Annotated in this window: 15 protein-coding genes; 9 read left to right on the top strand and 6 right to left on the bottom strand. The window is 70.4% G+C overall.

The window, feature by feature from the left end; translation table 11 throughout:
- Window positions 1-11 precede the first annotated feature (11 nt).
- The 7 genes from B085_RS0125485 to B085_RS0125515 all read left to right on the top strand — a co-directional run bounded on the left by B085_RS0125485 (window position 12) and on the right by B085_RS0125515 (window position 8,068).
- Window positions 12-1,067 (top strand): ABC transporter ATP-binding protein, encoded by a 1,056-nt coding sequence (locus tag B085_RS0125485; RefSeq protein ID WP_018561437.1) that lies wholly within the window; start codon window positions 12-14, stop codon window positions 1,065-1,067.
- Window positions 1,060-2,172 (top strand): ABC transporter ATP-binding protein, encoded by a 1,113-nt coding sequence (locus B085_RS0125490; protein ID WP_018561438.1) that lies wholly within the window; start codon window positions 1,060-1,062, stop codon window positions 2,170-2,172. Before B085_RS0125485 ends, B085_RS0125490 begins: the two co-directional genes overlap by 8 nt.
- 286 nt (window positions 2,173-2,458) lie before the next feature.
- A complete protein-coding gene (locus B085_RS0125495; RefSeq protein WP_018561439.1) occupies window positions 2,459-4,084 on the top strand; it encodes a peptide ABC transporter substrate-binding protein in 1,626 nt (541 codons plus the stop codon).
- A 5-nt stretch (window positions 4,085-4,089) separates the two neighbouring features.
- Window positions 4,090-5,013 (top strand): ABC transporter permease, encoded by a 924-nt coding sequence (locus tag B085_RS0125500; protein ID WP_018561440.1) that lies wholly within the window; start codon window positions 4,090-4,092, stop codon window positions 5,011-5,013.
- A complete protein-coding gene (locus tag B085_RS0125505) occupies window positions 5,006-6,007 on the top strand; it encodes an ABC transporter permease (protein ID WP_018561441.1) in 1,002 nt (333 codons plus the stop codon). Before B085_RS0125500 ends, B085_RS0125505 begins: the two co-directional genes overlap by 8 nt.
- Window positions 6,007-7,035, top strand: a complete 1,029-nt coding sequence (locus B085_RS0125510; RefSeq protein WP_018561442.1) for an ABC transporter ATP-binding protein — start codon at window positions 6,007-6,009, stop codon at window positions 7,033-7,035. Before B085_RS0125505 ends, B085_RS0125510 begins: the two co-directional genes overlap by 1 nt.
- Window positions 7,019-8,068 carry an ABC transporter ATP-binding protein gene (locus tag B085_RS0125515; RefSeq protein WP_018561443.1) on the top strand — a complete coding sequence of 350 codons (1,050 nt, stop codon included), beginning with the start codon at window positions 7,019-7,021 and terminating at the stop codon, window positions 8,066-8,068. Before B085_RS0125510 ends, B085_RS0125515 begins: the two co-directional genes overlap by 17 nt.
- Window positions 8,069-8,212: 144 nt before the next feature.
- Here B085_RS0125515 and B085_RS0125520 read toward each other — a convergent pair whose 3' ends face one another.
- The 5 genes from B085_RS0125520 to B085_RS0125540 all read right to left on the bottom strand — a co-directional run bounded on the left by B085_RS0125520 (window position 8,213) and on the right by B085_RS0125540 (window position 14,402).
- The gene (locus tag B085_RS0125520; protein WP_051102166.1) at window positions 8,213-9,283 is read right to left on the bottom strand and encodes an ABC transporter ATP-binding protein; all 1,071 of its coding nucleotides are present in this window, start codon (window positions 9,281-9,283) and stop codon (window positions 8,213-8,215) included.
- Between the two features lie 35 nt (window positions 9,284-9,318).
- Window positions 9,319-10,410: an ABC transporter ATP-binding protein gene (locus B085_RS0125525; protein WP_018561445.1), complete on the bottom strand. Its 1,092-nt coding sequence runs from the start codon at window positions 10,408-10,410 to the stop codon at window positions 9,319-9,321.
- 37 nt (window positions 10,411-10,447) lie between these two features.
- Window positions 10,448-11,425, bottom strand: coding sequence for an ABC transporter permease (locus B085_RS0125530; RefSeq protein WP_018561446.1), 978 nt, complete (start codon window positions 11,423-11,425; stop codon window positions 10,448-10,450).
- Window positions 11,426-11,505: 80 nt separating this feature from the next.
- Complete coding sequence (locus B085_RS0125535; RefSeq protein WP_026251430.1) at window positions 11,506-13,287, bottom strand: ABC transporter substrate-binding protein; 1,782 nt, start codon at window positions 13,285-13,287, stop codon at window positions 11,506-11,508.
- An 86-nt stretch (window positions 13,288-13,373) separates the two neighbouring features.
- On the bottom strand, window positions 13,374-14,402 hold the full coding sequence (locus B085_RS0125540) for an ABC transporter permease (protein ID WP_018561448.1): 1,029 nt from the start codon (window positions 14,400-14,402) through the stop codon (window positions 13,374-13,376).
- Between the two features lie 434 nt (window positions 14,403-14,836).
- Between B085_RS0125540 and B085_RS45875 the strand changes: the two genes are divergently transcribed.
- The gene (locus tag B085_RS45875; RefSeq protein ID WP_018561449.1) at window positions 14,837-15,871 is read left to right on the top strand and encodes a hypothetical protein; all 1,035 of its coding nucleotides are present in this window, start codon (window positions 14,837-14,839) and stop codon (window positions 15,869-15,871) included.
- A 6-nt stretch (window positions 15,872-15,877) separates the two neighbouring features.
- Here the strand turns inward: B085_RS45875 and B085_RS0125550 are convergent, their stop codons facing one another.
- Window positions 15,878-18,010 carry a S9 family peptidase gene (locus B085_RS0125550; protein ID WP_018561450.1) on the bottom strand — a complete coding sequence of 711 codons (2,133 nt, stop codon included), beginning with the start codon at window positions 18,008-18,010 and terminating at the stop codon, window positions 15,878-15,880.
- A gap of 189 nt (window positions 18,011-18,199) precedes the next feature.
- Here B085_RS0125550 and B085_RS0125555 point away from each other — a divergent pair, with 189 nt between their 5' ends.
- Entirely contained in the window at window positions 18,200-18,394 is a 195-nt protein-coding gene (locus tag B085_RS0125555) for a hypothetical protein (protein ID WP_026251431.1), read from the top strand.
- Window positions 18,395-18,410 lie beyond the last annotated feature (16 nt).

Consider the following 18,410-nt stretch of genomic DNA (forward strand, 5'->3'; position numbering starts at 1 on the left):
GGGAGGCGTACGTGACCATCATCGACAAGAACGCGGACGTGCCCGCGCCCCGTACCGGGGACGCCGCCGCTCCGCTGCTGGAAGTGCGCGACCTGCACGTGGAGTTCCACACGCGGGACGGCGTCGCCAAGGCCGTCAACGGCGTGAACTACACGGTGTCGGCCGGTGAGACCCTGGCGGTGCTGGGTGAGTCCGGCTCCGGCAAGTCCGTCACCGCGCAGGCGATCATGGGCATCCTCGACATGCCGCCCGGGAGGATCCCGCAGGGCGAGATCCTCTTCCAGGGCCGGGACATGCTCAAGATGTCGGGCGAGGAGCGCCGGAAGATCCGCGGCCGCAAGATCGCGATGATCTTCCAGGACGCGCTGTCCTCGCTGAACCCGGTGCTCACCGTCGGCTACCAGCTGGGCGAGATGTTCCGGGTCCACCAGGGCCTGTCCAAGAAGGACGCCAGGGCCAAGGCCATCGAGATGATGGACCGGGTCCGCATCCCGGCGGCGAAGGAGCGGGTCAACGACTACCCGCACCAGTTCTCCGGCGGTATGCGCCAGCGCATCATGATCGCGATGGCGCTCGCCCTCGAGCCCGAGCTGATCATCGCCGACGAGCCGACCACCGCGCTCGACGTCACGGTGCAGGCGCAGGTCATGGACCTGCTCGCGGACCTGCAGCGCGAGTACAACATGGGCCTGATCCTCATCACCCACGACCTCGGCGTGGTCGCCGACGTCGCGGACAAGATCGCCGTGATGTACGCGGGCCGGATCGTCGAGACCGCGCCCGTGCACGAGATCTACAAGCGCCCGGCGCACCCGTACACCAAGGGCCTGCTGGAGTCGATCCCGCGCCTGGACCAGAAGGGCCAGGAGCTCTACGCGATCAAGGGCCTGCCCCCGAACCTGCTGCGCATCCCCACCGGCTGCGCCTTCAACCCGCGCTGCGAGATGGCGCAGGACATCTGCCGCACCGAGGTCCCCACGCTGCACCGGGTGACCGAGCAGGACGGCAGCGAACTGCCGGGCCGCGGCAGCGCGTGCCACTTCTGGAAGGAGACGATCCATGGCTGACGTCACCAAGAACGACGAGGCCGTCTCCGACGAGGTGGCGGCGGTGGAGGCCGCGATCGCCAAGCCGGTCGAGCGCGGCGAGCCGATCCTCCAGGTGCGCAACCTGGTCAAGCACTTCCCGCTGACCCAGGGCATCCTCTTCAAGAAGCAGATCGGCGCCGTCAAGGCGGTCGACGGGATCTCCTTCGACCTGTACCAGGGCGAGACCCTGGGCATCGTGGGCGAGTCCGGCTGCGGCAAGTCCACCGTCGCCAAGCTGCTGATGAACCTGGAGCGGGCCACCGCCGGCGAGGTCTTCTACAAGGGGCAGGACATCACCAAGCTGTCCCGCCGCGCCCTGAAGGCCGTGCGCCGGAACATCCAGATGGTGTTCCAGGACCCGTACACCTCGCTGAACCCGCGCATGACGGTCGGCGACATCATCGGCGAGACCTACGACATCCACCCCGAGGTGGCCCCGAAGGGCGACCGGCGCCGCAAGGTGCAGGAGCTGCTGGACGTCGTCGGCCTCAACCCGGAGTACATCAACCGGTACCCGCACCAGTTCTCCGGCGGTCAGCGGCAGCGCATCGGCATCGCCCGCGGCCTGGCGCTCAACCCGGAGATCATCATCTGCGACGAGCCGGTCTCGGCGCTGGACGTCTCGGTGCAGGCGCAGGTCATCAACCTGATGGAGAAGCTGCAGGACGAGTTCAACCTGTCCTACATCTTCATCGCGCACGACCTGTCGATCGTCCGCCACATCTCCGACCGCGTCGGCGTGATGTACCTGGGCAAGATGGCCGAGATCGGTACCGACACCGAGATCTACGACCACCCCACCCACCCGTACACCCAGGCGCTGCTGTCGGCGGTGCCGGTGCCGGACCCGGAGGCGCGCGAGCACCGCGAGCGCATCATCCTCACCGGTGACGTCCCGTCGCCNGCCAACCCGCCGTCCGGGTGCCGCTTCCGCACCCGCTGCTGGAAGGCCCAGGACCGGTGCGCCACCGAGGAGCCGCTGCTGGCCATCCCGCAGCGCTTCGCGGGTGACGACACCCCGGCCGCGCACGAGTCGGCGTGCCACTTCGCCGAGGAGAAGGACGTCGTCCACGCGGTGAACTGAGCACCACCCGCACCACCCATGAGGGGCGCCCGCGAGAACACCGCGCGGGCGCCCCTCGGGCGTTCGGTGCCCCTTCGCGACGCCGACCGCCTTGAGCATCGGCTTGGTCGAAATTAACCCGACTATCGGGATGGTCCCTGTTGACTGCCCGGCGCAGAGGGAAAACCCTCTGTCCGTCTCGGGGCGGCCCGCGGGCCGGTGAGCCGCTGTGCAATATGTCATGGTTTGCGATGTCATGGTGAGCCTCGTGTCCTTCATGGCGTAGAGCTCCCCGAGGAGGCATCCGATGCGACGGAGCGCGGCGAGGTGGGCCGTCGGCGCGGCCGTGGCCGCCCTGGTGGCGACGGGCTGCGGAGGTGGGGACGGCGGCGGTGTGACGGACGGCTCCGGGGTGCTCAGCGCCTCGTGGACCGATCCGCAGAATCCGCTGGAGCCCGCCAACACCAATGAGGTGCAGGGCGGCAAGGTGCTGGACATGATCTTCCGCGGCCTGAAGAAGTACAACCCGAGGACGGCGGCCGCGGAGAACGTCATCGCCGACTCGATCGAGACCACCGACCAGCGGACGTTCAGGATCAGGCTCAAGGACGGCTGGACCTTCGGCAACGGCGAGAAGGTCACCTCCGCCTCGTTCATCGACGCGTGGAACTACGCGGCGCTCGTGACGAACAAGCAGATCAACGCATCCTTCTTCCGGTACATCAAGGGCTACGACAAGGTCCATCCGGAATCCGGGAAGCCGGTCGCCCGGAAGCTCTCCGGCCTGACCAGACAGGACGACCTGAACTTCACCGTCGAGCTCGACCAGAAGTTCTCCACCTGGCCCGACACCCTGGGCTACGCCGCCTTCATGCCCCTGCCCCGGGTCTTCTTCACCGACCACGCCGCCTGGCTGAGGAAGCCCGTCGGCAACGGGCCGTACCGCGTCGAGTCCTACACCAAGGGCCAGGGCATGCAGTTGCGCGCGTGGGACGGGTACAAGGGCGACGACGCGGCCGTCAACGGCGGCGTGGACCTCAAGGTCTACACGGACAGCAACACCGCCTACACCGACCTGCAGGCCGGCAACCTCGACCTGGTCGACGACGTCCCCGCCGCCCAGTTGAAGAACGTGCGGGCCGATCTCGACGGCCGCTACCTCAACACCCCGGCCGGCATCATCCAGACCCTCGCCTTCCCGCTGTACGACAAGGCCTGGTCGGGCGAGGACTCGGAGAAGCTCCGCCAGGGCATCTCCATGGCGATCAACCGCAAGCAGATCACCCGGAAGATCTTCCAGAACACCCGCATCCCCGCGCGGGACTGGACCTCACCCGTGCTCGGCGCGGAGGGCGGCTTCGACGACACGCTCTGCGGCCGGGTCTGCGAGTACGACCCCGCCCGGGCCAGGCAGCTGGTCAAGGAGGGCGGCGGCCTCCCCGGCGGCAGCATGAGGATCACGTACAACGCGGACAGCGGCTCCCACCGGGACTGGGTCGACGCGGTCTGCAACAGCATCAACAACGCGCTGGGCAAGGACGACGCCTGCGTCGGCGACCCCGTCGGCACCTTCGCCGACTTCCGCAACCAGATCGTGGGCCGGCAGATGAGGAACCCGTTCCGGGCCGGCTGGCAGATGGACTACCCGCTGATCCAGAACTTCCTGCAGCCGCTCTACTACACCGGCGCCTCCTCCAACGACGCCCACTTCAGCGACCCCCGCTTCGACCGGCTGATCGACCGGGCGAACGCCGAGAGCGACCGCGCCAAGGCCGTCGACACCTTCAAGGAGGCCGAGCGGATCCTGCCGCAGCAGGTCCCGGCGATCGCCCTGTGGTACCAGAACGGCAGCGCGGGCTGGTCGCAGCGGCTCTCGCGGGTCGCCCTCAACCCCTTCAGCGTCCCCGTCTTCAGCCAGATCAAGGTCGGCTGACGCCCATGGGACGGTACGTCATCCGCCGTCTGCTGCAGATGATCCCGGTCTTCGCCGGCACCACCGTGCTGATCTTCGTCATGGTGTACGCGCTCGGCGACCCGGTCCAGGCCCGCTGCGGGGACCGCGCCTGCGACCCCGCCACGGCCGCGCAGATCCGCCACGACCTCTACCTGGACCACCCGCTGTGGCAGCAGTACCTGCACTACATGGGGCAGATCTTCCGGGGTGACTTCGGGGTCGCCTGGAACGGCCGGCCGGTCACCGAGCTGCTGGCCTCCGCCCTGCCCGTCACGCTGCGGCTGACGGTCCTCGCCATCCTCTTCGAGATCGTCATCGGCATCACCCTCGGTGTGCTCACCGGGCTGCGCCGCGGCCGTCCCGCGGACACCGCGACACTGCTCGGCACCCTCGTGGTCATCTCCGTGCCGACCTTCGTCACCGGCTACGTGCTGCAGTATCTGCTCGGCGTCAAGTGGAACCTCATCGCGCCCTCGGTCTCCTCCGAGGCCCGGTTCGACGAGCTGATCGTGCCGGCGCTCGTGCTGGCCCTGACCTCGCTCGCCTATGTCACCCGGCTCAGCCGCACCTCCGTCGTGGAGAACGTCCGCGCCGACTACGTCAGGACCGCCGTCGCCAAGGGGCTGCCGCGCCGCCGGGTGATCACCCGTCACCTGCTGCGCAACTCCCTCATCCCGGTGGTCACCTTCATCGGCACCGACATCGGGGCGCTGATGGGAGGGGCCATCGTCACCGAGCGCATCTTCAACATCCACGGCGTGGGCTACCAGCTCTACCAGGGCATCCTCCGGCTGGACTCGGCCACCGTGGTGGGCTTCGTGACCATCCTGGTCATCGTCTTCCTCCTCGCGAACCTGCTGGTCGACCTCCTCTACGCCGTCCTCGACCCGAGGATCCGCTATGCCTGAGCCGCGCAACCACCCCGACGAGGCCGTGGAGCCGGCGGGCGGGACGGGGGCCGCCATGGGGCTGGGCCAGGACGAGGCGCGCAGCCTGGAGCGGGCGCCCGGCCCCGGCACGGCGCCGGTCGTCCCGGTCGACCGGCCCGGCGCGGACCGGCCGCGCAGCCTGTGGTCGGACGCCTGGCGGGACCTGCGCCGCAACCCGGTCTTCGTGATCGCCGCGCTGGTCATCCTCTTCCTCGTCGTCATCTCCGTCTGGCCGCGGCTCATCGCCCCCGGCAACCCGCTCAGCTGCAACCTGGACAACTCCCAGAAGGGCTCCGCGCCCGGCCACCCCTTCGGCTTCGACACCCAGGGGTGCGACGTGTACACCCGGGTCGTCCACGGGGCGCGCGCCTCGGTGACCGTCGGCGTCTGCGCCACCATCGGCGCCGCCCTGCTCGGCGCGCTGCTCGGCGGCCTCGCCGGCTACCACGGGAGCTGGGCGGACGCGGTGCTCTCACGGGTGAGCGACATCTTCTTCGGCATCCCGATCGTCCTCGGCGGACTGGTCTTCCTGTCCGTCGTCACCGGCACCACCGTCTGGCCGGTGGTGGGCTTCATCGTGCTGCTCGGCTGGCCGCAGATCGGCCGCATCGCGCGCGGCTCGGTGATCAGCGCCAAGCAGAACGACTACGTCCAGGCCGCCCGCGCCCTCGGTGCCGGCCACACCCGGGTGCTGCTGCGGCACATCGCGCCCAACGCCGTCGCGCCCGTCATCGTCGTCGCGACCATCGCGCTCGGCACCTACATCTCCCTGGAGGCCACCCTGTCGTACCTCGGCGTCGGGCTGAAACCGCCCACCGTCTCCTGGGGCATCGACATCTCCCAGGCCTCCACCCAGATCCGCAACGCCCCCCACATGCTGCTCTGGCCGGCCGGCGCGCTGAGCGTGACGGTGCTGGCGTTCATCATGCTCGGTGACGCGGTGCGCGACGCCCTCGACCCCAAGCTGCGCTGATGGACGAAGGAGCGACGACCGCCGCCGCGGCCCGGGACGAGCCGCCCCTGCTCGACGTACGCGATCTGCACGTGGAGTTCCGCACCCGGGAGGGCGTCGCCCGGGCCGTCAACGGGGTCTCCTTCGCGGTGCGCCCCCGCCAGACGCTCGCCGTCCTCGGCGAGTCCGGCTCCGGCAAGTCGGTGACCGCGCAGGCCGTCATGGGCATCCTCGACTCGCCGCCCGGGTTCGTCACCCGCGGCGAGATCCTCTTCCGCGGCCAGGACCTGCTCACCATGGGCGCCGAGGAGCGCCGCAGGGTGCGCGGCGCCAGGATGGCGATGATCTTCCAGGACGCGCTGTCCGCCCTCAACCCGGTGCTGACCGTGGGCGAGCAGCTCGGCGAGATGTTCCGGGTGCACCGGGGGATGTCCCGCAAGGACGCCCGGGCCAGGGCGGTGGAGCTGATGGACCGGGTGCGCATCCCCGCCGCCCGCGATCGCGTCGGGCAGTATCCGCACCAGTTCTCCGGCGGTATGCGCCAGCGCGTCATGATCGCGATGGCGCTCGCCCTGGAGCCCGAGCTGATCATCGCCGACGAGCCGACCACCGCGCTCGACGTCACGGTGCAGGCGCAGGTCATGGAGCTCCTCGCGGAGCTGCAGCGCGAGTACGGCATGGGCCTGATCCTCATCACCCACGACCTCGGCGTGGTCGCCGACGTCGCCGACCACATCGCGGTGATGTACGCCGGGCGCATCGTGGAGACCGCGCCCGTGCACGAGATCTACAAGCGCCCGGCGCACCCGTACACCAAGGGCCTGCTGGAGTCGATCCCGCGCCTGGACCAGAAGGGCCGGGAGCTCTACGCGATCAAGGGCCTGCCCCCGAACCTGCTGCGCATCCCCACCGGCTGCGCCTTCCATCCGCGCTGCCCGCTGGCCCGCGACGTGTGCGCCACCGATGAGCCGGAGCTGTACCAGGTCAGCGCCCGGCGGGGCAGCGCCTGCCACTTCTGGAGGGAGTGCCTCGGTGAGCAGCAGCGGTGAGCCCGTGCTCCAGGTGCGCGGGCTGTACAAGCACTTCCCGCTCACCCAGGGGATCCTCTTCAAGCGGCAGGTCGGGGCCGTGAAGGCGGTCGACGGCGTGGACCTCGACCTGTACCGCGGCGAGACCCTGGGCGTCGTCGGCGAGTCCGGCTGCGGCAAGTCCACCGTGGCCCGGCTGCTGGTGCACCTGGAGCGGGCCACCAAGGGGCAGATCCTCTACAAGGGCGAGGACATCACGAGGCTGTCCGGCCGGGCGCTGAAGGCCGTGCGCCGGAACATCCAGATGGTCTTCCAGGATCCGTACACCTCGCTGAACCCGCGGATGACGGTGGGCGACATCGTCGGCGAGCCGTACGAGATCCACCCGGACGTCGCGCCCAAGGGCGACCGGCGCCGCCGGGTCCGCGAACTGCTGGACGTCGTCGGCCTCAACCCCGAGCACCTCAACCGCTATCCGCACCAGTTCTCCGGCGGCCAGCGGCAGCGCATCGGCATCGCCCGCGGCCTGGCCCTGCGCCCCGAGGTCATCGTCGCCGACGAGCCGGTCTCGGCGCTGGACGTCTCGGTACAGGCACAGGTCGTCAACCTGATGGAGAGGCTGCAGGACGAGTTCGACCTGTCCTACATCTTCATCGCGCACGACCTGTCCATCGTCCGCCACATCTCCGACCGGGTGGCGGTGATGTACCTCGGGCGGATCGTCGAGACCGGCGAGGACACCCAGATCTACGAGCACCCCACCCACCCGTACACCCAGGCGCTGCTGTCGGCGGTGCCGGTGCCGGACCCGGAGGCGCGCGAGCACCGCGAGCGCATCATCCTCACCGGTGACGTCCCGTCGCCCGCCGATCCGCCGTCCGGCTGCCGCTTCCGCACCCGCTGCTGGAAGGCGCGGGAACGCTGCACCCTGGAGGTGCCGGCACTGGCGGTGCCCGAGGTGTTCCGCGGTGTGGACTCCCCGGCGGCGCACGACAGCGCCTGCCACTTCGCCGAGGAGAAGACGGTGGTGCCGCCCGAGGCCCGGGGCGAGTGAGCCGAAGGGGCCCGGCCGCCGCGCCGGCGCCCGCCGGGGCGCCCCGAGGCGAACCGGGCCCCGGAAAAGGACCCGGCCCGCGCCCGGTGGTGCAGGGGTGTGGGCGCGGACCGGGCTCCGAACGGAGACGTCGGTCGGGCCGGGTCAAAGGGTCTTGTCGGCGGGCGTCTCCTCGAGCGCGGCCAGTGCGGGGTCGAGGACGATGTCCTCGCCCCGTGCCGCGGTCGTCGGCTCCTCGGGGAAGTGGCACGCACTCAGGTGCCCCTCCCGGTTCCCCTCCAGGCGGGCCAGGGGCGGTTCCTCGGCCGCGCACTTGTCCTGCGCCTTCCAGCAGCGCGTACGGAAGCGGCAGCCGGACGGCGGCGACACCGGCGAGGGCACGTCACCGGCGAGGCGGATCCTCTCGGTGGCGTCCCGGTCGTCCGGGTCCGGCTCGGGGGAGGCGGACAGCAGCGCGTGGGTGTACGGGTGGCGGGGCCGCTCGTAGATGTCCCGGCGTTCGCCGACCTCCACGATCCGCCCGAGGTACATCACGGCCACGCGCTGCGAGAAGTGCCGTACCACCGCGAGGTCGTGGGCGATGAAGAGGAACGCGATCCCCAGTTCCCGCTGCAGGCGCTGCAGCAGGTTGACCACCTGGGCCTGGATCGACACATCCAGTGCCGAGACCGGCTCGTCCGCCACGATGAGCTTGGGCTCCAGCGCCAGCGCCCTGGCCACCCCGATGCGCTGCCGCTGGCCGCCGGAGAACTCGTGCGGGAAGCGGTTGTAGTGCTCGGGGTTGAGACCCACGGTCTCCAGCAGCTCGCGGACCCGCTTCTCGCGGCCGCCCGGCGGGTTGATCCCGTTGATCTCCAGCGGTGCCGACACGATGTGCCCGACGGTCTGCCGCGGGTTCAGCGAGGCGTACGGGTCCTGGAAGATCATCTGGATCTCGGAGCGGATCGGGGCCATCTCCCTGCGCGAGGAGTGGGTGATGTCCCGGCCGCGGTAGGCGATCCGTCCCGCACTGGGCTCCAGCAGCCTCGTCACCAGCCGCCCGGTGGTGGACTTGCCGCAGCCCGACTCGCCGACCAGCCCGAGGCTCTCGCCCTCGGCGATGGTGAAGTCGATGCCGTCGACCGCCCGTACGTCCGCCACATGGCGCTTGACCAGGAAGCCGCCCCGCACGGGGAAGTACTTGCGCAGTCCGGTCACTTCGAGCAGCGGGCTCATGGTCTCCCCCGGCGCGTGGTCCTGCTGCGGGGCGCTCACCGCGCACCCCCGCTCAGCCGCGGCTGGATCTGCCCGGTGAATATCTCCCGCTTCCGTTCCCGGCCCAGATGGCAGGCGGAGCCGCGCCGCTCGTCCTCGGGTATGCCGGGCCGCACGGACGTGCAGCGCCCGCCGCCGACCTCCTCGGTGAAGGCGCAGCGCGGGTGGAAGGGACACCCGGAGGGCGGGTTGAGCAGGCTGGGCGGGGTGCCGGGGATCGGGGACAGGGGCAGGTCCACCGGTGCCGACAGCCGCGGGATGGAGGTCAGCAGGCCCCAGGAGTAGGGGTGTTCGGGCGACTTCAGGATCTCGCGCACGGTGCCGCGCTCCACGCAGCGCCCCGCGTACATCACCATCACGTCGTCCGCCGTGTCGGCGACCACCCCCAGGTCGTGGGTGATGATGACGATCGCCGTGCCGGTCTCCCGCTGCAGGTCCTTCAGCAGGTCGAGGATCTGGGCCTGCACGGTGACGTCCAGGGCCGTCGTCGGCTCGTCCGCGATGACCAGCGCCGGGTCGCAGACCAGCGCCATCGCGATCATCGCGCGCTGGCGCATCCCCCCGGAGAACTGGTGCGGGAAGTCGTCCACCCGCAGCCGGGGCTGCGGGATGCCCACCCGGGCCAGCATCTCGATCGCCCGCTCCCGGGCGGCCTTCCGCGAGGCGCCCATGTGCTTCATGTAGGGCTCGGCGATCTGCCGGCCGACCGTGTAGTACGGGGAGAGCGCGGTGAGCGAGTCCTGGAAGATCATCGCCATCTTCCGGCCGCGCAGCCGCTCCAGGGTCCGCTCGGAGGCGCCCGTCAGCTCCTGCCCGTCCAGCACGATCTCGCCGCGGATGGTGGTGTTGCGCGGGTTGTGCAGACCGAGGACGGCCAGGTTGGTGACCGACTTGCCCGAGCCGGACTCGCCGACGATGCCCAGGGTCCTGCCCCGCTCCAGGTCGAAGGAGAGGCCGTCGACGGCCTTGACCACGCCGTCCTCGGTGGCGAACTGCACGTACAGGTCGCGGACCGACAGGAACGGCCCGGACGGCGCGGGGTCCCCGGGCCCGGGCGGCCCGGCCTCGGTCTTGGTGAGGATGCTCAACGGTGCTTCTCCTCTGCGTGCCGGCAGGCGTCCCGGCTCACGACAGCCTGATCCGCGGGTCGATGAGGGCGTAGGCGGCGTCGACGACGATGTTGCAGACGACGATGATCGTGGCGCCGATCAGCATCACGGCCATCTCCAGCGGCAGGTCGCTGCGGAGCACCGCCTGCACGGAGAGCAGGCCGAGGCCGTGCAGTCCGAAGGTGACCTCGGTGATGATCGCGCCGCCGAGGACGGAGCTCAGGTCGATGCCGAAGATGGTGATGATGGAGGCGGCGGAGCCGCGCAGCGCGTACCGCAGGAACACGTACCGGGAGGACATGCCCTTGGCGCGGGCGGCCCGGATGTGGTCCTCGGACATCTGCTCCACCATCAGCGAGCGGGTCTGGCGGCTGTAGTTGGACCAGAAGATCACAGACATCACCAGGCAGGGCAGGATCAGCCCCTGCACCGAGCCCCATGGATCGTGCGACCAGTCGGGGTCGTGTCCGCGGTCCAGCACGTGCCAGCTGGAGGCGAGCAGGCCGATGGCGATCGGGCCGAGGAAGTAGATCTGCACGGAGTTGCCGACCAGCGAGACGCCGCTGGCGATCCGGTCGAAGGCCCTGCCCTGCTGCCAGGCGGAGACGAGGCCGAGACCGACGCCGACGCACAGGAAGACGGCGGCTCCGCCGATCGCCAGCGACAGCGTGGTCGGGTAGCGGTCGGCGATGGTGTCCCAGACGAGTTGCTGGTCGGCGAAGGAGTAGCCGAAGCAGGGCGCCGGGCAGTGGCCGATGGGCATGTCCCGGCCGGCGAAGATGCCGACCATGAAGTGCCAGTACTGGGTCCAGATCGGCAGGTCCAGGCCGAGGTTCTTGCGGATCAGGGCCACGTTCTGCGGGCTGCAGTTCTTGCCGCAGGACAGCAGTGCCGGGTCGGACGGCAGGAAGAAGAAGAGGAAGTACGTGATGGCGCTGATCAGCAGCAGGATGACCAGCGCGCCCAGCACACGGCGTACCAGGAAACGCAGCATGGGTCAGGCTCTCCGTCGGTTCCGTCGGGGCGCCGGTCCCGGCCCGGGGAGAGGCCGGGACCGGCGCGGGTGCACTGTGGCTACTGCTTGACGAAGATCGTGTTCGGGTTGATGGTCCCGTAGACCTCGTTGTAGGTGACGCCGCCGAGGCCCGAGCCGTGGATGTTGAAGTACTTGTCGAAGACGAACGGGATCTGCGACGTGTCGTTCTTCAGCACGTACTCCGACAGGGTCCGCCACTCGTCGTTCTGCTTCTTGATGTCCGTGATCGCCAGGATCCGGTCGATCTCGGAGTTGACGTGCTCGTCGTTGAGGAACGAGTAGTTGTTGGTGCCGTCGGCGAGGTTGCGGCCGTCCATGGTCGGCGGGACCACGGTCGAGGCGCTGGGCCAGTCCGCGCCCCAGCCGGTGCGGTAGAGGTCGTACGGGGTGTCGAGCTTGCCGACGACCGTGTAGTACGAGGTCGGGTCGATGGCCTTGCGCTGGACGTCGAAGCCGGCCTTCTCCAGGGCCTTCTCGATGGTCAGCGACACGTTCTGCCAGCGCGGGGTGTTGGCGTAGGCGTAGGAGAGCTTGACCTTGCCGGTGCCGCCGGCCTCCTTGAGCAGCTCCTTGGCCTTCTCGATGTCACCGGTGGGCTTGTCGAGCTTGCCGAAGGGGTCGTACTTCTTCCAGCCGGCCACCGTCGGGCTCAGCAGGGTGGTGCCGAGCTCGCCCTGCGCGCCGCCGCCGAAGGCCTGCTGGACCTGGGTCATCGGGAAGGCGTACATGATCGCCTGGCGGACCTTCGGGTCGGTGATCCGCTTGGTGTTGATGTTGATGACCTCGACGTACGGCTGGTACTGGTTCACCGTCCGCGACTTGTACTGCGGGTCCGTCGTCAGGGTCTGCATCTTCGACGGGTCGGAGGAACCGGAGAGGTTCACCGCGTACTTGTCGTTGCCGTCCTCGGCCGCGAGCCGGTTGGTCAGGCCGGGCTCGGCGATGCCGAGCTGGAAGTTCCAGCTGTCCGGGTAGGCGTTGCGGATCGGGTCGGTCTTCGGGTCCCAGTTGGCGTTGCGCTCGAAGACCAGCTCCTTGCCCGGCTTGTAGCTGGCGATCTTGTACGGGCCGGTCGCGACCGGGTGGTTGTTGTACTTCTGCTTGTCGTCCTTGGCCTTCGGCACCGGCGAGATGTTCGGCATCGCGGCCGCGTAGGGCGCGTCGGCGTGCGCCTCCAGGAAGTGGAAGACGATGGTCTTGTCGTCCGGCGTGTCGATCTTGTCGGCGGGGATCTCCTTGCCCTCGTAGGGGCCGGTGTACGCCTTGCGGTAGTCGGCGCCGTAGAGCCACTTCTGGATGTACTGCGGGCCCTGCGTCTGGTAGTCGGCGAAGAGCCGCTCGACGCCGTACTTGACGTCCTTGGAGGTGACCGGCGTGCCGTCCTCGAACTTCAGGCCGTCCTTGAGGGTGAAGGTCCAGGTCTTCGCGCCGTCGGAGGACTTGCCGGTGTCGGTGGCGAGGTCGCCGACCAGGATCGTCTTCCCGGTCTTGGCGTCGATCTTGTAGCCGGTGAGCGAGCGGTTGTAGAGCAGCTGTACCGACAGCTGGTCGCTGACGTACTGCTGGCCGGGGTCCAGGTAGTCGAAGCCCGCCTGGTCGAGGTCGTACGCAGTGCCGCCCTTCGCGGCGCCCGGGACCTCCGGGGCGGGGCCCTTGGAGTCGGCGGCCGTGCCGATGCCGAAGTTCTGCACGGTGGCCTGCTTGCCCTCGCCGCCGCCGGTGCCCGTCCCCCCGCCGCCACCGCTGCTGCACGCGGCGGACAGCGTCAGAGCTCCCAACGCCAGGAACGCGGAGGCATGACGCGCCTTGCGAATTCTCATTGATCCCTGCCTGTCAGTGAACCGAACTGCGGATACCGACGTGCCCGGTCTCCCCCCACAGGGGCCCGGCGCGGCGGCTTGGACACCTAGCGCACGGTCTTGGGATCGAGTGCGTCCCGGACCGAGTCCCCGAGCAGGTTGAAGGCGACCACGAAGATCACCATGGCGATGCCGGGGAAGAACATGAACGTGACGTCGGATTCGTAGTACGCCGCGGCCTGCTGGAACATCAGTCCCCAGTCCGGGGTGGGCGGCAGGATTCCGACGCCGAGATAGGAAAGGCCCGCCTCGGCCGTGACGTTCACCGGGAGCAGCAGGGTCGACTGGACGAGGATCGTGGACCAGATGTTGGGCAGCAGTTCCTTGCGGATGATCCGCCCCGACGAGGCGCCGCTGATCCGCGCGGCCTCGATGAACTCGCGTTCGCGCAGGCTCAGCACCTGGGCCCGGACCAGCCGGCCCACGCTCATCCAGCCGAGCACGAACTGGACGATGACCAGTGCCGCGATGCGCACGTAGGTCGGCTCCTCGTCGCGCGGGGAGACGAACAGCGCGACGATCACCGGCGTGAAGGCGATGAAGAAGAGCTGCTGCGGAAAGGACAGCATCAGGTCCGAGAACCGGCCAACGAAGTAGTCGGTGCGCCCGCCGAGATACCCCTGGACGAGCCCGATCAGCACGCCGACGACGACGGAGACCGTGGTCACGGCGAGGGCGATGCCCAGCGAGGTGCGGATCCCGTAGATCAGCAGGGTGAACACGTCCCGGCCGAGCTGGGGTTCGAGCCCGAACCAGAAGTCGCCGTCGATGCCGCCGTTGGGCTTGAGCGGGATCCCGTAGCTGTTCAGCAGCCCGAGGTCCTGGCCGTACAGCTCGTACGGGTTCTTCCCGTACACCTTGGAGATCAGCGGCGCGGCCAGCGCCACGACCAGGTAGAAGATGACGACGCCGGCGCAGACCATGCCCGTGCGGTCGCGCCGGAAGCGCAGCCAGGCGAGCTGACCGGGGGAGCGTCCGACGAGTTCCGAGGGTTGCTTCCCGGTGCCCTCGACAGGGGCGGGCGCCTCTGCCGGAACGGGTTCCGGCTCCTTCGCGGCCGTGCTCGGACTGGACATGCTCATCTGCCCCCGCACCAAGGAGTTTTGGTGGCGCCTGTGAACGCCCGTGGCTAGCTAGCCGGTATTGGGCAATGGATTTGGCGGCCAGTCAAGGGGGTGAAGCGATCGAGAGACAAGATCCCCGGTATCTTGGGGCAAGGTTTTGGATACTGTCGTGAACGCGTGCTTGACACCTTCCGCATTCCCTCGGCGAATACGGAGGATTCAGGATGAAACTCATTTACACGCAGGCAACTTGCCCGACGCATCACCGATATACGAACGTGCCACGCTGAGCAGCGTACGGCCGTGCGGGTGCCGTGGGCCGGCCGGGGTGATCACGCATCACCCCGGCCGGCCGCCGTGCGTCCGCGGTGAACGCTCGGGCGGTCCGCTGCGTATCCCCTGCGAAGGCCAAACGACAGTGCTGCCGGAAGGCCGGGGAGGTGGCCATGCGGCAGGCGTATCGGCTCGGAGGAACGGTCTGCGCCGCCCTGGGGGCCGCCGAGGCGGTCTGGCTGGGCCAGGACCTCGTGCAGTTCCGGGCGGAGGGCGCCGTCAGGGTGTGGGCGGGACTCGCGGTGCCGGTCGGCGGGGCGCCGCTGGTGACCTCCACCGTGGACCTGCTGCTCCTCGGGCTCTACGTGGCCGCAGCGGTCGCGTCCCTCAAACCCGGCGGCGTCGGGGTCCTCGGGGCGGCCGCGGTGGTCACCCTCGCGCTGCGCACCCCCACGGTGTACCTCCTGGCCCCCTCCGCGGGCGGCGGGCCGCCCGGACTGCAGGGGGCGCTGCTGCTGACCGCGGGCGGGCAGATCGCCGGCGCCCTCGTGCTGCTCCTCGTCGTACGGCGCACCGGCGAGGACGCGCCCGCCCCGCCGCGGCCCGCGGCGGGCGTGCTGGCGGGGATGCTGCTGCTGGTGGTCGCGCTCATCGCCGGTGTCCTGGAGTTCTCCCGGCGCTCCGACCCGCAGGCGCCGCTGCCGCCGCTGCCGCCGGGCTTCTTCTGGCGCACCGCCAAGGGCGGCTACCTGGTGGGCTCCCAACTGGGGGCGCCCTACGAGTGGCTGGTCTGGGCGACCGCCGGGCTGGCCGCGGCCGCGGGCCTCGCCGCGTTCGCGCGGGCCCCGTTCGCCCGTCCGCTGGGCATCTCCGTGGCCGCGCTGGCGACCGTGACCGCGGTCCCGGTGATCGGGACCTCCCGGATCGACGCTCCGGGCGCCGACGACTTCGCCGCCGCCTTCGCGGTGGGCGCCGCCCTGGTGGTGACGCTTCTGCTCGTCCCCGGGGACCTGGCCGCGGTGGGCGTGCCCGGCGGCGACCCGTACGCGGAGGCGGAGATCCCGGCGGCCGCCGACAACCTGTCCATGCCGCTGTACGAGCAGACCGCCGTCCTCCCCGTCTTCGGCTCCCACGGGCAGCCACCGCCCGGCCCCGCCTCCGAGGCACGGGCGGCCTACCTGCAGGACCCGCCTCGGGGCGGCCCCTGACCGGGCCTAACCCCGCGAGATGCCCAGGGAGCGCTTGAGGAAGTCGACCTGGAGCAGCAGCAGGTTCTCGGCGACCTCCTCCTGCGGCGTCATGTGCGTGACCCCGGACAGCGGCAGCACCTCGTGCGGGCGGCCGGCGGCCAGCAGCGCGGAGGACAGCCGCAGGGTGTGGGCGGCCACCACGTTGTCGTCGGCCAGGCCGTGGATGATCATCAGCGGCCGGACCTCGTCCGCCGGGTCGGTCAGACCGGCGTCGGTGACCAGGGAGTTGGCGGCGTACGCCGCCGGCTCCTCCTCGGGGTGGCCGAGGTAACGCTCGGTGTAGTGCGTGTCGTACAGCCGCCAGTCCGTGACCGGGGCGCCCGCCACCGCGGCGTGGAAGACGTCCGGGCGGCGCAGCACCGCGAGCGCCGCCAGGTAGCCGCCGTAGGACCAGCCGCGGATGCCCACCCGGTCGAGGTCCAGGGGGTAGTGGCCGGCCAGCGCGTGCAGCGCGTGGACCTGGTCGTCGAGCGTGACGCCCGCGAAGTCGCCGGCGATCGCCTTCTCCCAGGCGGGGGAGTGCCCGGGGGTGCCCCGGCCGTCCGCGACGACCACCGCGAAGCCCTGGTCGGCCAGCCACTGCGCCTGGAGATAGCCGCGCTGCGCGCTCACCACCATCTGGCCGTGCGGCCCGCCGTACGGGTCCATCAGCACCGGCAGCGGCCCGTCGCCCTCCCTGTGCCCCGAGGGGAGCAGCACCGCCGCCGGGACGCCGCGCTCGCCGGCGCTCACCAGCGCCGGGCGCGCGGTGAGGACCGGGGTCTCGCAGTGGGAGGCGATCTCCGCCACCCGCTCGCCGTCCCGCAGCACGCGCACGGCCGTGGCCGCCGACCCCGGCGACGCGGACGAGAGCACCGTGACGGAGCCGGCGCGCACCGCGGAGTGCACGCCCGGCGCGTCGCTCAGCCGGACCGGTCCGCCCGGTCCCCCGTCGGCCCGGTACACATGGATCTCGCCGATCTCCGGGTCCTTGGCCCCGTGCCCCGCGGAGGCCGACAGCAGGATGCCGTCGCCATCCCTTCCGAGCATCGCACGTACGTGCAACTCCGGCCCCGTCCAAGGCTGTTCGCCGACGAACAGCGACCGCGAGCCGTTCTCGTCGGAGATCCGGACCAGGCGCTCGCCGGACATCCACGCGGGCACCCCGGCGAAAAGATCAAGCCAGATTCCGTCGCGGTCCCGGTGCACCTCCCGGGTGTCTCCGGTGGCGGTGTCCACCGCCAGGTACAGCTGCTCGCGCTGGTCGCGGGTCTGGACGAGCAGCAGCGGCGGACCCGCCGCCGACCAGTGCACCTGTGCCAGGTACGGGTAGCGCTCGCGGTCCCACTCCACCGCGGTGGCCGTGCCGTCCAGGGTCAGCAGCGCCAGCGTGACCTCGGCGTTGGGCGTGCCCGCCGCCGGGTAGGCCACCTCGGCCGGTGCCTGCCCGGGGTTCGCGGGGTCGGCGATCCACCAGCGCCGAACCGGAGACGCGTCCACCCGGGCCGCCAGCACGCGAGTGCCGTCCGGCGACCACCAGTAGCCGCGGCTGCGGGACATCTCCTCGGCGGCGATGAACTCGGCCAGGCCGTAGGTGACGTCCGGTCCCTCCGGCGCGGCCAGCACACGGTCCCCGCCGCCGTCGGCGGCCACCACCCGCAGCGCGCCGTCCGCCACGTAGGCCACCAGGCGGCCGTCCGGCGACGGACGAGGGTCCACCACCGGGCCCGGCACGGCGATCTCCCGGGCGGTGCCCGCCCGCAGCTCCGCCGTGAACAGCCGGCCGGACAGGGCGAACGCGGCCAGTTCCACCGCGTCGTCGGTCGCGTAGCCGACGATCCCGGCCGAGCCCTCCCGGCTGCGCTCCCGGCGCGCCCGCTCCTGCGGCGACAGCTCCTCCGCCGCGCCGGACAGCAGCACCGCGGGGTCCGCCGCGACCCGCTCGGCGCCGGACTGCGGGTCCAGCACCCACAGCAGGTGTGAGCGGTCGGTGCCGGAACGGGAGCGCAGGAAGACGACCCGGTCGCCGTCCGGCGACACGGTGAAGGCGCGCGGGGCGCCGAGCGAGAACCGCTGCGTGCGGGCGTACTGCCGCGGGAACGAGAGCGCTTGCGTCATGGGGGGAGTGTGTCACCCGCCCGCCGGTGAGCCCCGCGCACGCCAACCGCGAGATCCGGCCATGCGCCCCCGTGTGCTCCCGTGCGACGAGCTATGCGGTGCGCCACAAAGTTATGATCCACTGCCGAGAGTGGGTAACAAACGGTTGGCAACTGCTGTCGGACCACGAGGCCCTGGAGGTGAGCCGCTGTGGCACTTTCGATTTCGGCGGTGCTGCTGCTGCTGATCGTCGTCTTCCTGCTGGTCAGGAAGGCCGGTTTGAAGGCGGGGCACGCGGTTGTCTGCGTACTGCTCGGGTTCTACCTCGCGAGTTCCTCCATCGCGCCGACGATCCGGGACCTCACGAGCAATGTCGCGGGCATGATCGGGGACTTCAAGTTCTGAGCCCGTGGCTCACTCC

This window comes from Streptomyces sp. BoleA5, from assembly GCF_000373665.1.
Classification (GTDB): Bacteria; Actinomycetota; Actinomycetes; order Streptomycetales; family Streptomycetaceae; genus Actinacidiphila.

Excerpts from the sequence above, each read along its gene's own strand:
- B085_RS0125520 (WP_051102166.1), bottom strand. The coding sequence starts at position 9,283 with ATGAGCCCGCTGCTCGAAGTGACCGGACTGCGCAAGTACTTCCCCGTG.
- B085_RS0125510 (WP_018561442.1), top strand. The coding sequence starts at position 6,007 with ATGGACGAAGGAGCGACGACCGCCGCCGCGGCCCGGGACGAGCCGCCC.
- B085_RS0125530 (WP_018561446.1), bottom strand. The coding sequence starts at position 11,425 with ATGCTGCGTTTCCTGGTACGCCGTGTGCTGGGCGCGCTGGTCATCCTG.
- B085_RS0125540 (WP_018561448.1), bottom strand. The coding sequence starts at position 14,402 with ATGTCCAGTCCGAGCACGGCCGCGAAGGAGCCGGAACCCGTTCCGGCA.
- B085_RS0125500 (WP_018561440.1), top strand. The coding sequence starts at position 4,090 with ATGGGACGGTACGTCATCCGCCGTCTGCTGCAGATGATCCCGGTCTTC.
- B085_RS45875 (WP_018561449.1), top strand. The coding sequence starts at position 14,837 with ATGCGGCAGGCGTATCGGCTCGGAGGAACGGTCTGCGCCGCCCTGGGG.
- B085_RS0125495 (WP_018561439.1), top strand. The coding sequence starts at position 2,459 with ATGCGACGGAGCGCGGCGAGGTGGGCCGTCGGCGCGGCCGTGGCCGCC.
- B085_RS0125505 (WP_018561441.1), top strand. The coding sequence starts at position 5,006 with ATGCCTGAGCCGCGCAACCACCCCGACGAGGCCGTGGAGCCGGCGGGC.
- B085_RS0125550 (WP_018561450.1), bottom strand. The coding sequence starts at position 18,010 with ATGACGCAAGCGCTCTCGTTCCCGCGGCAGTACGCCCGCACGCAGCGG.
- B085_RS0125535 (WP_026251430.1), bottom strand. The coding sequence starts at position 13,287 with ATGAGAATTCGCAAGGCGCGTCATGCCTCCGCGTTCCTGGCGTTGGGA.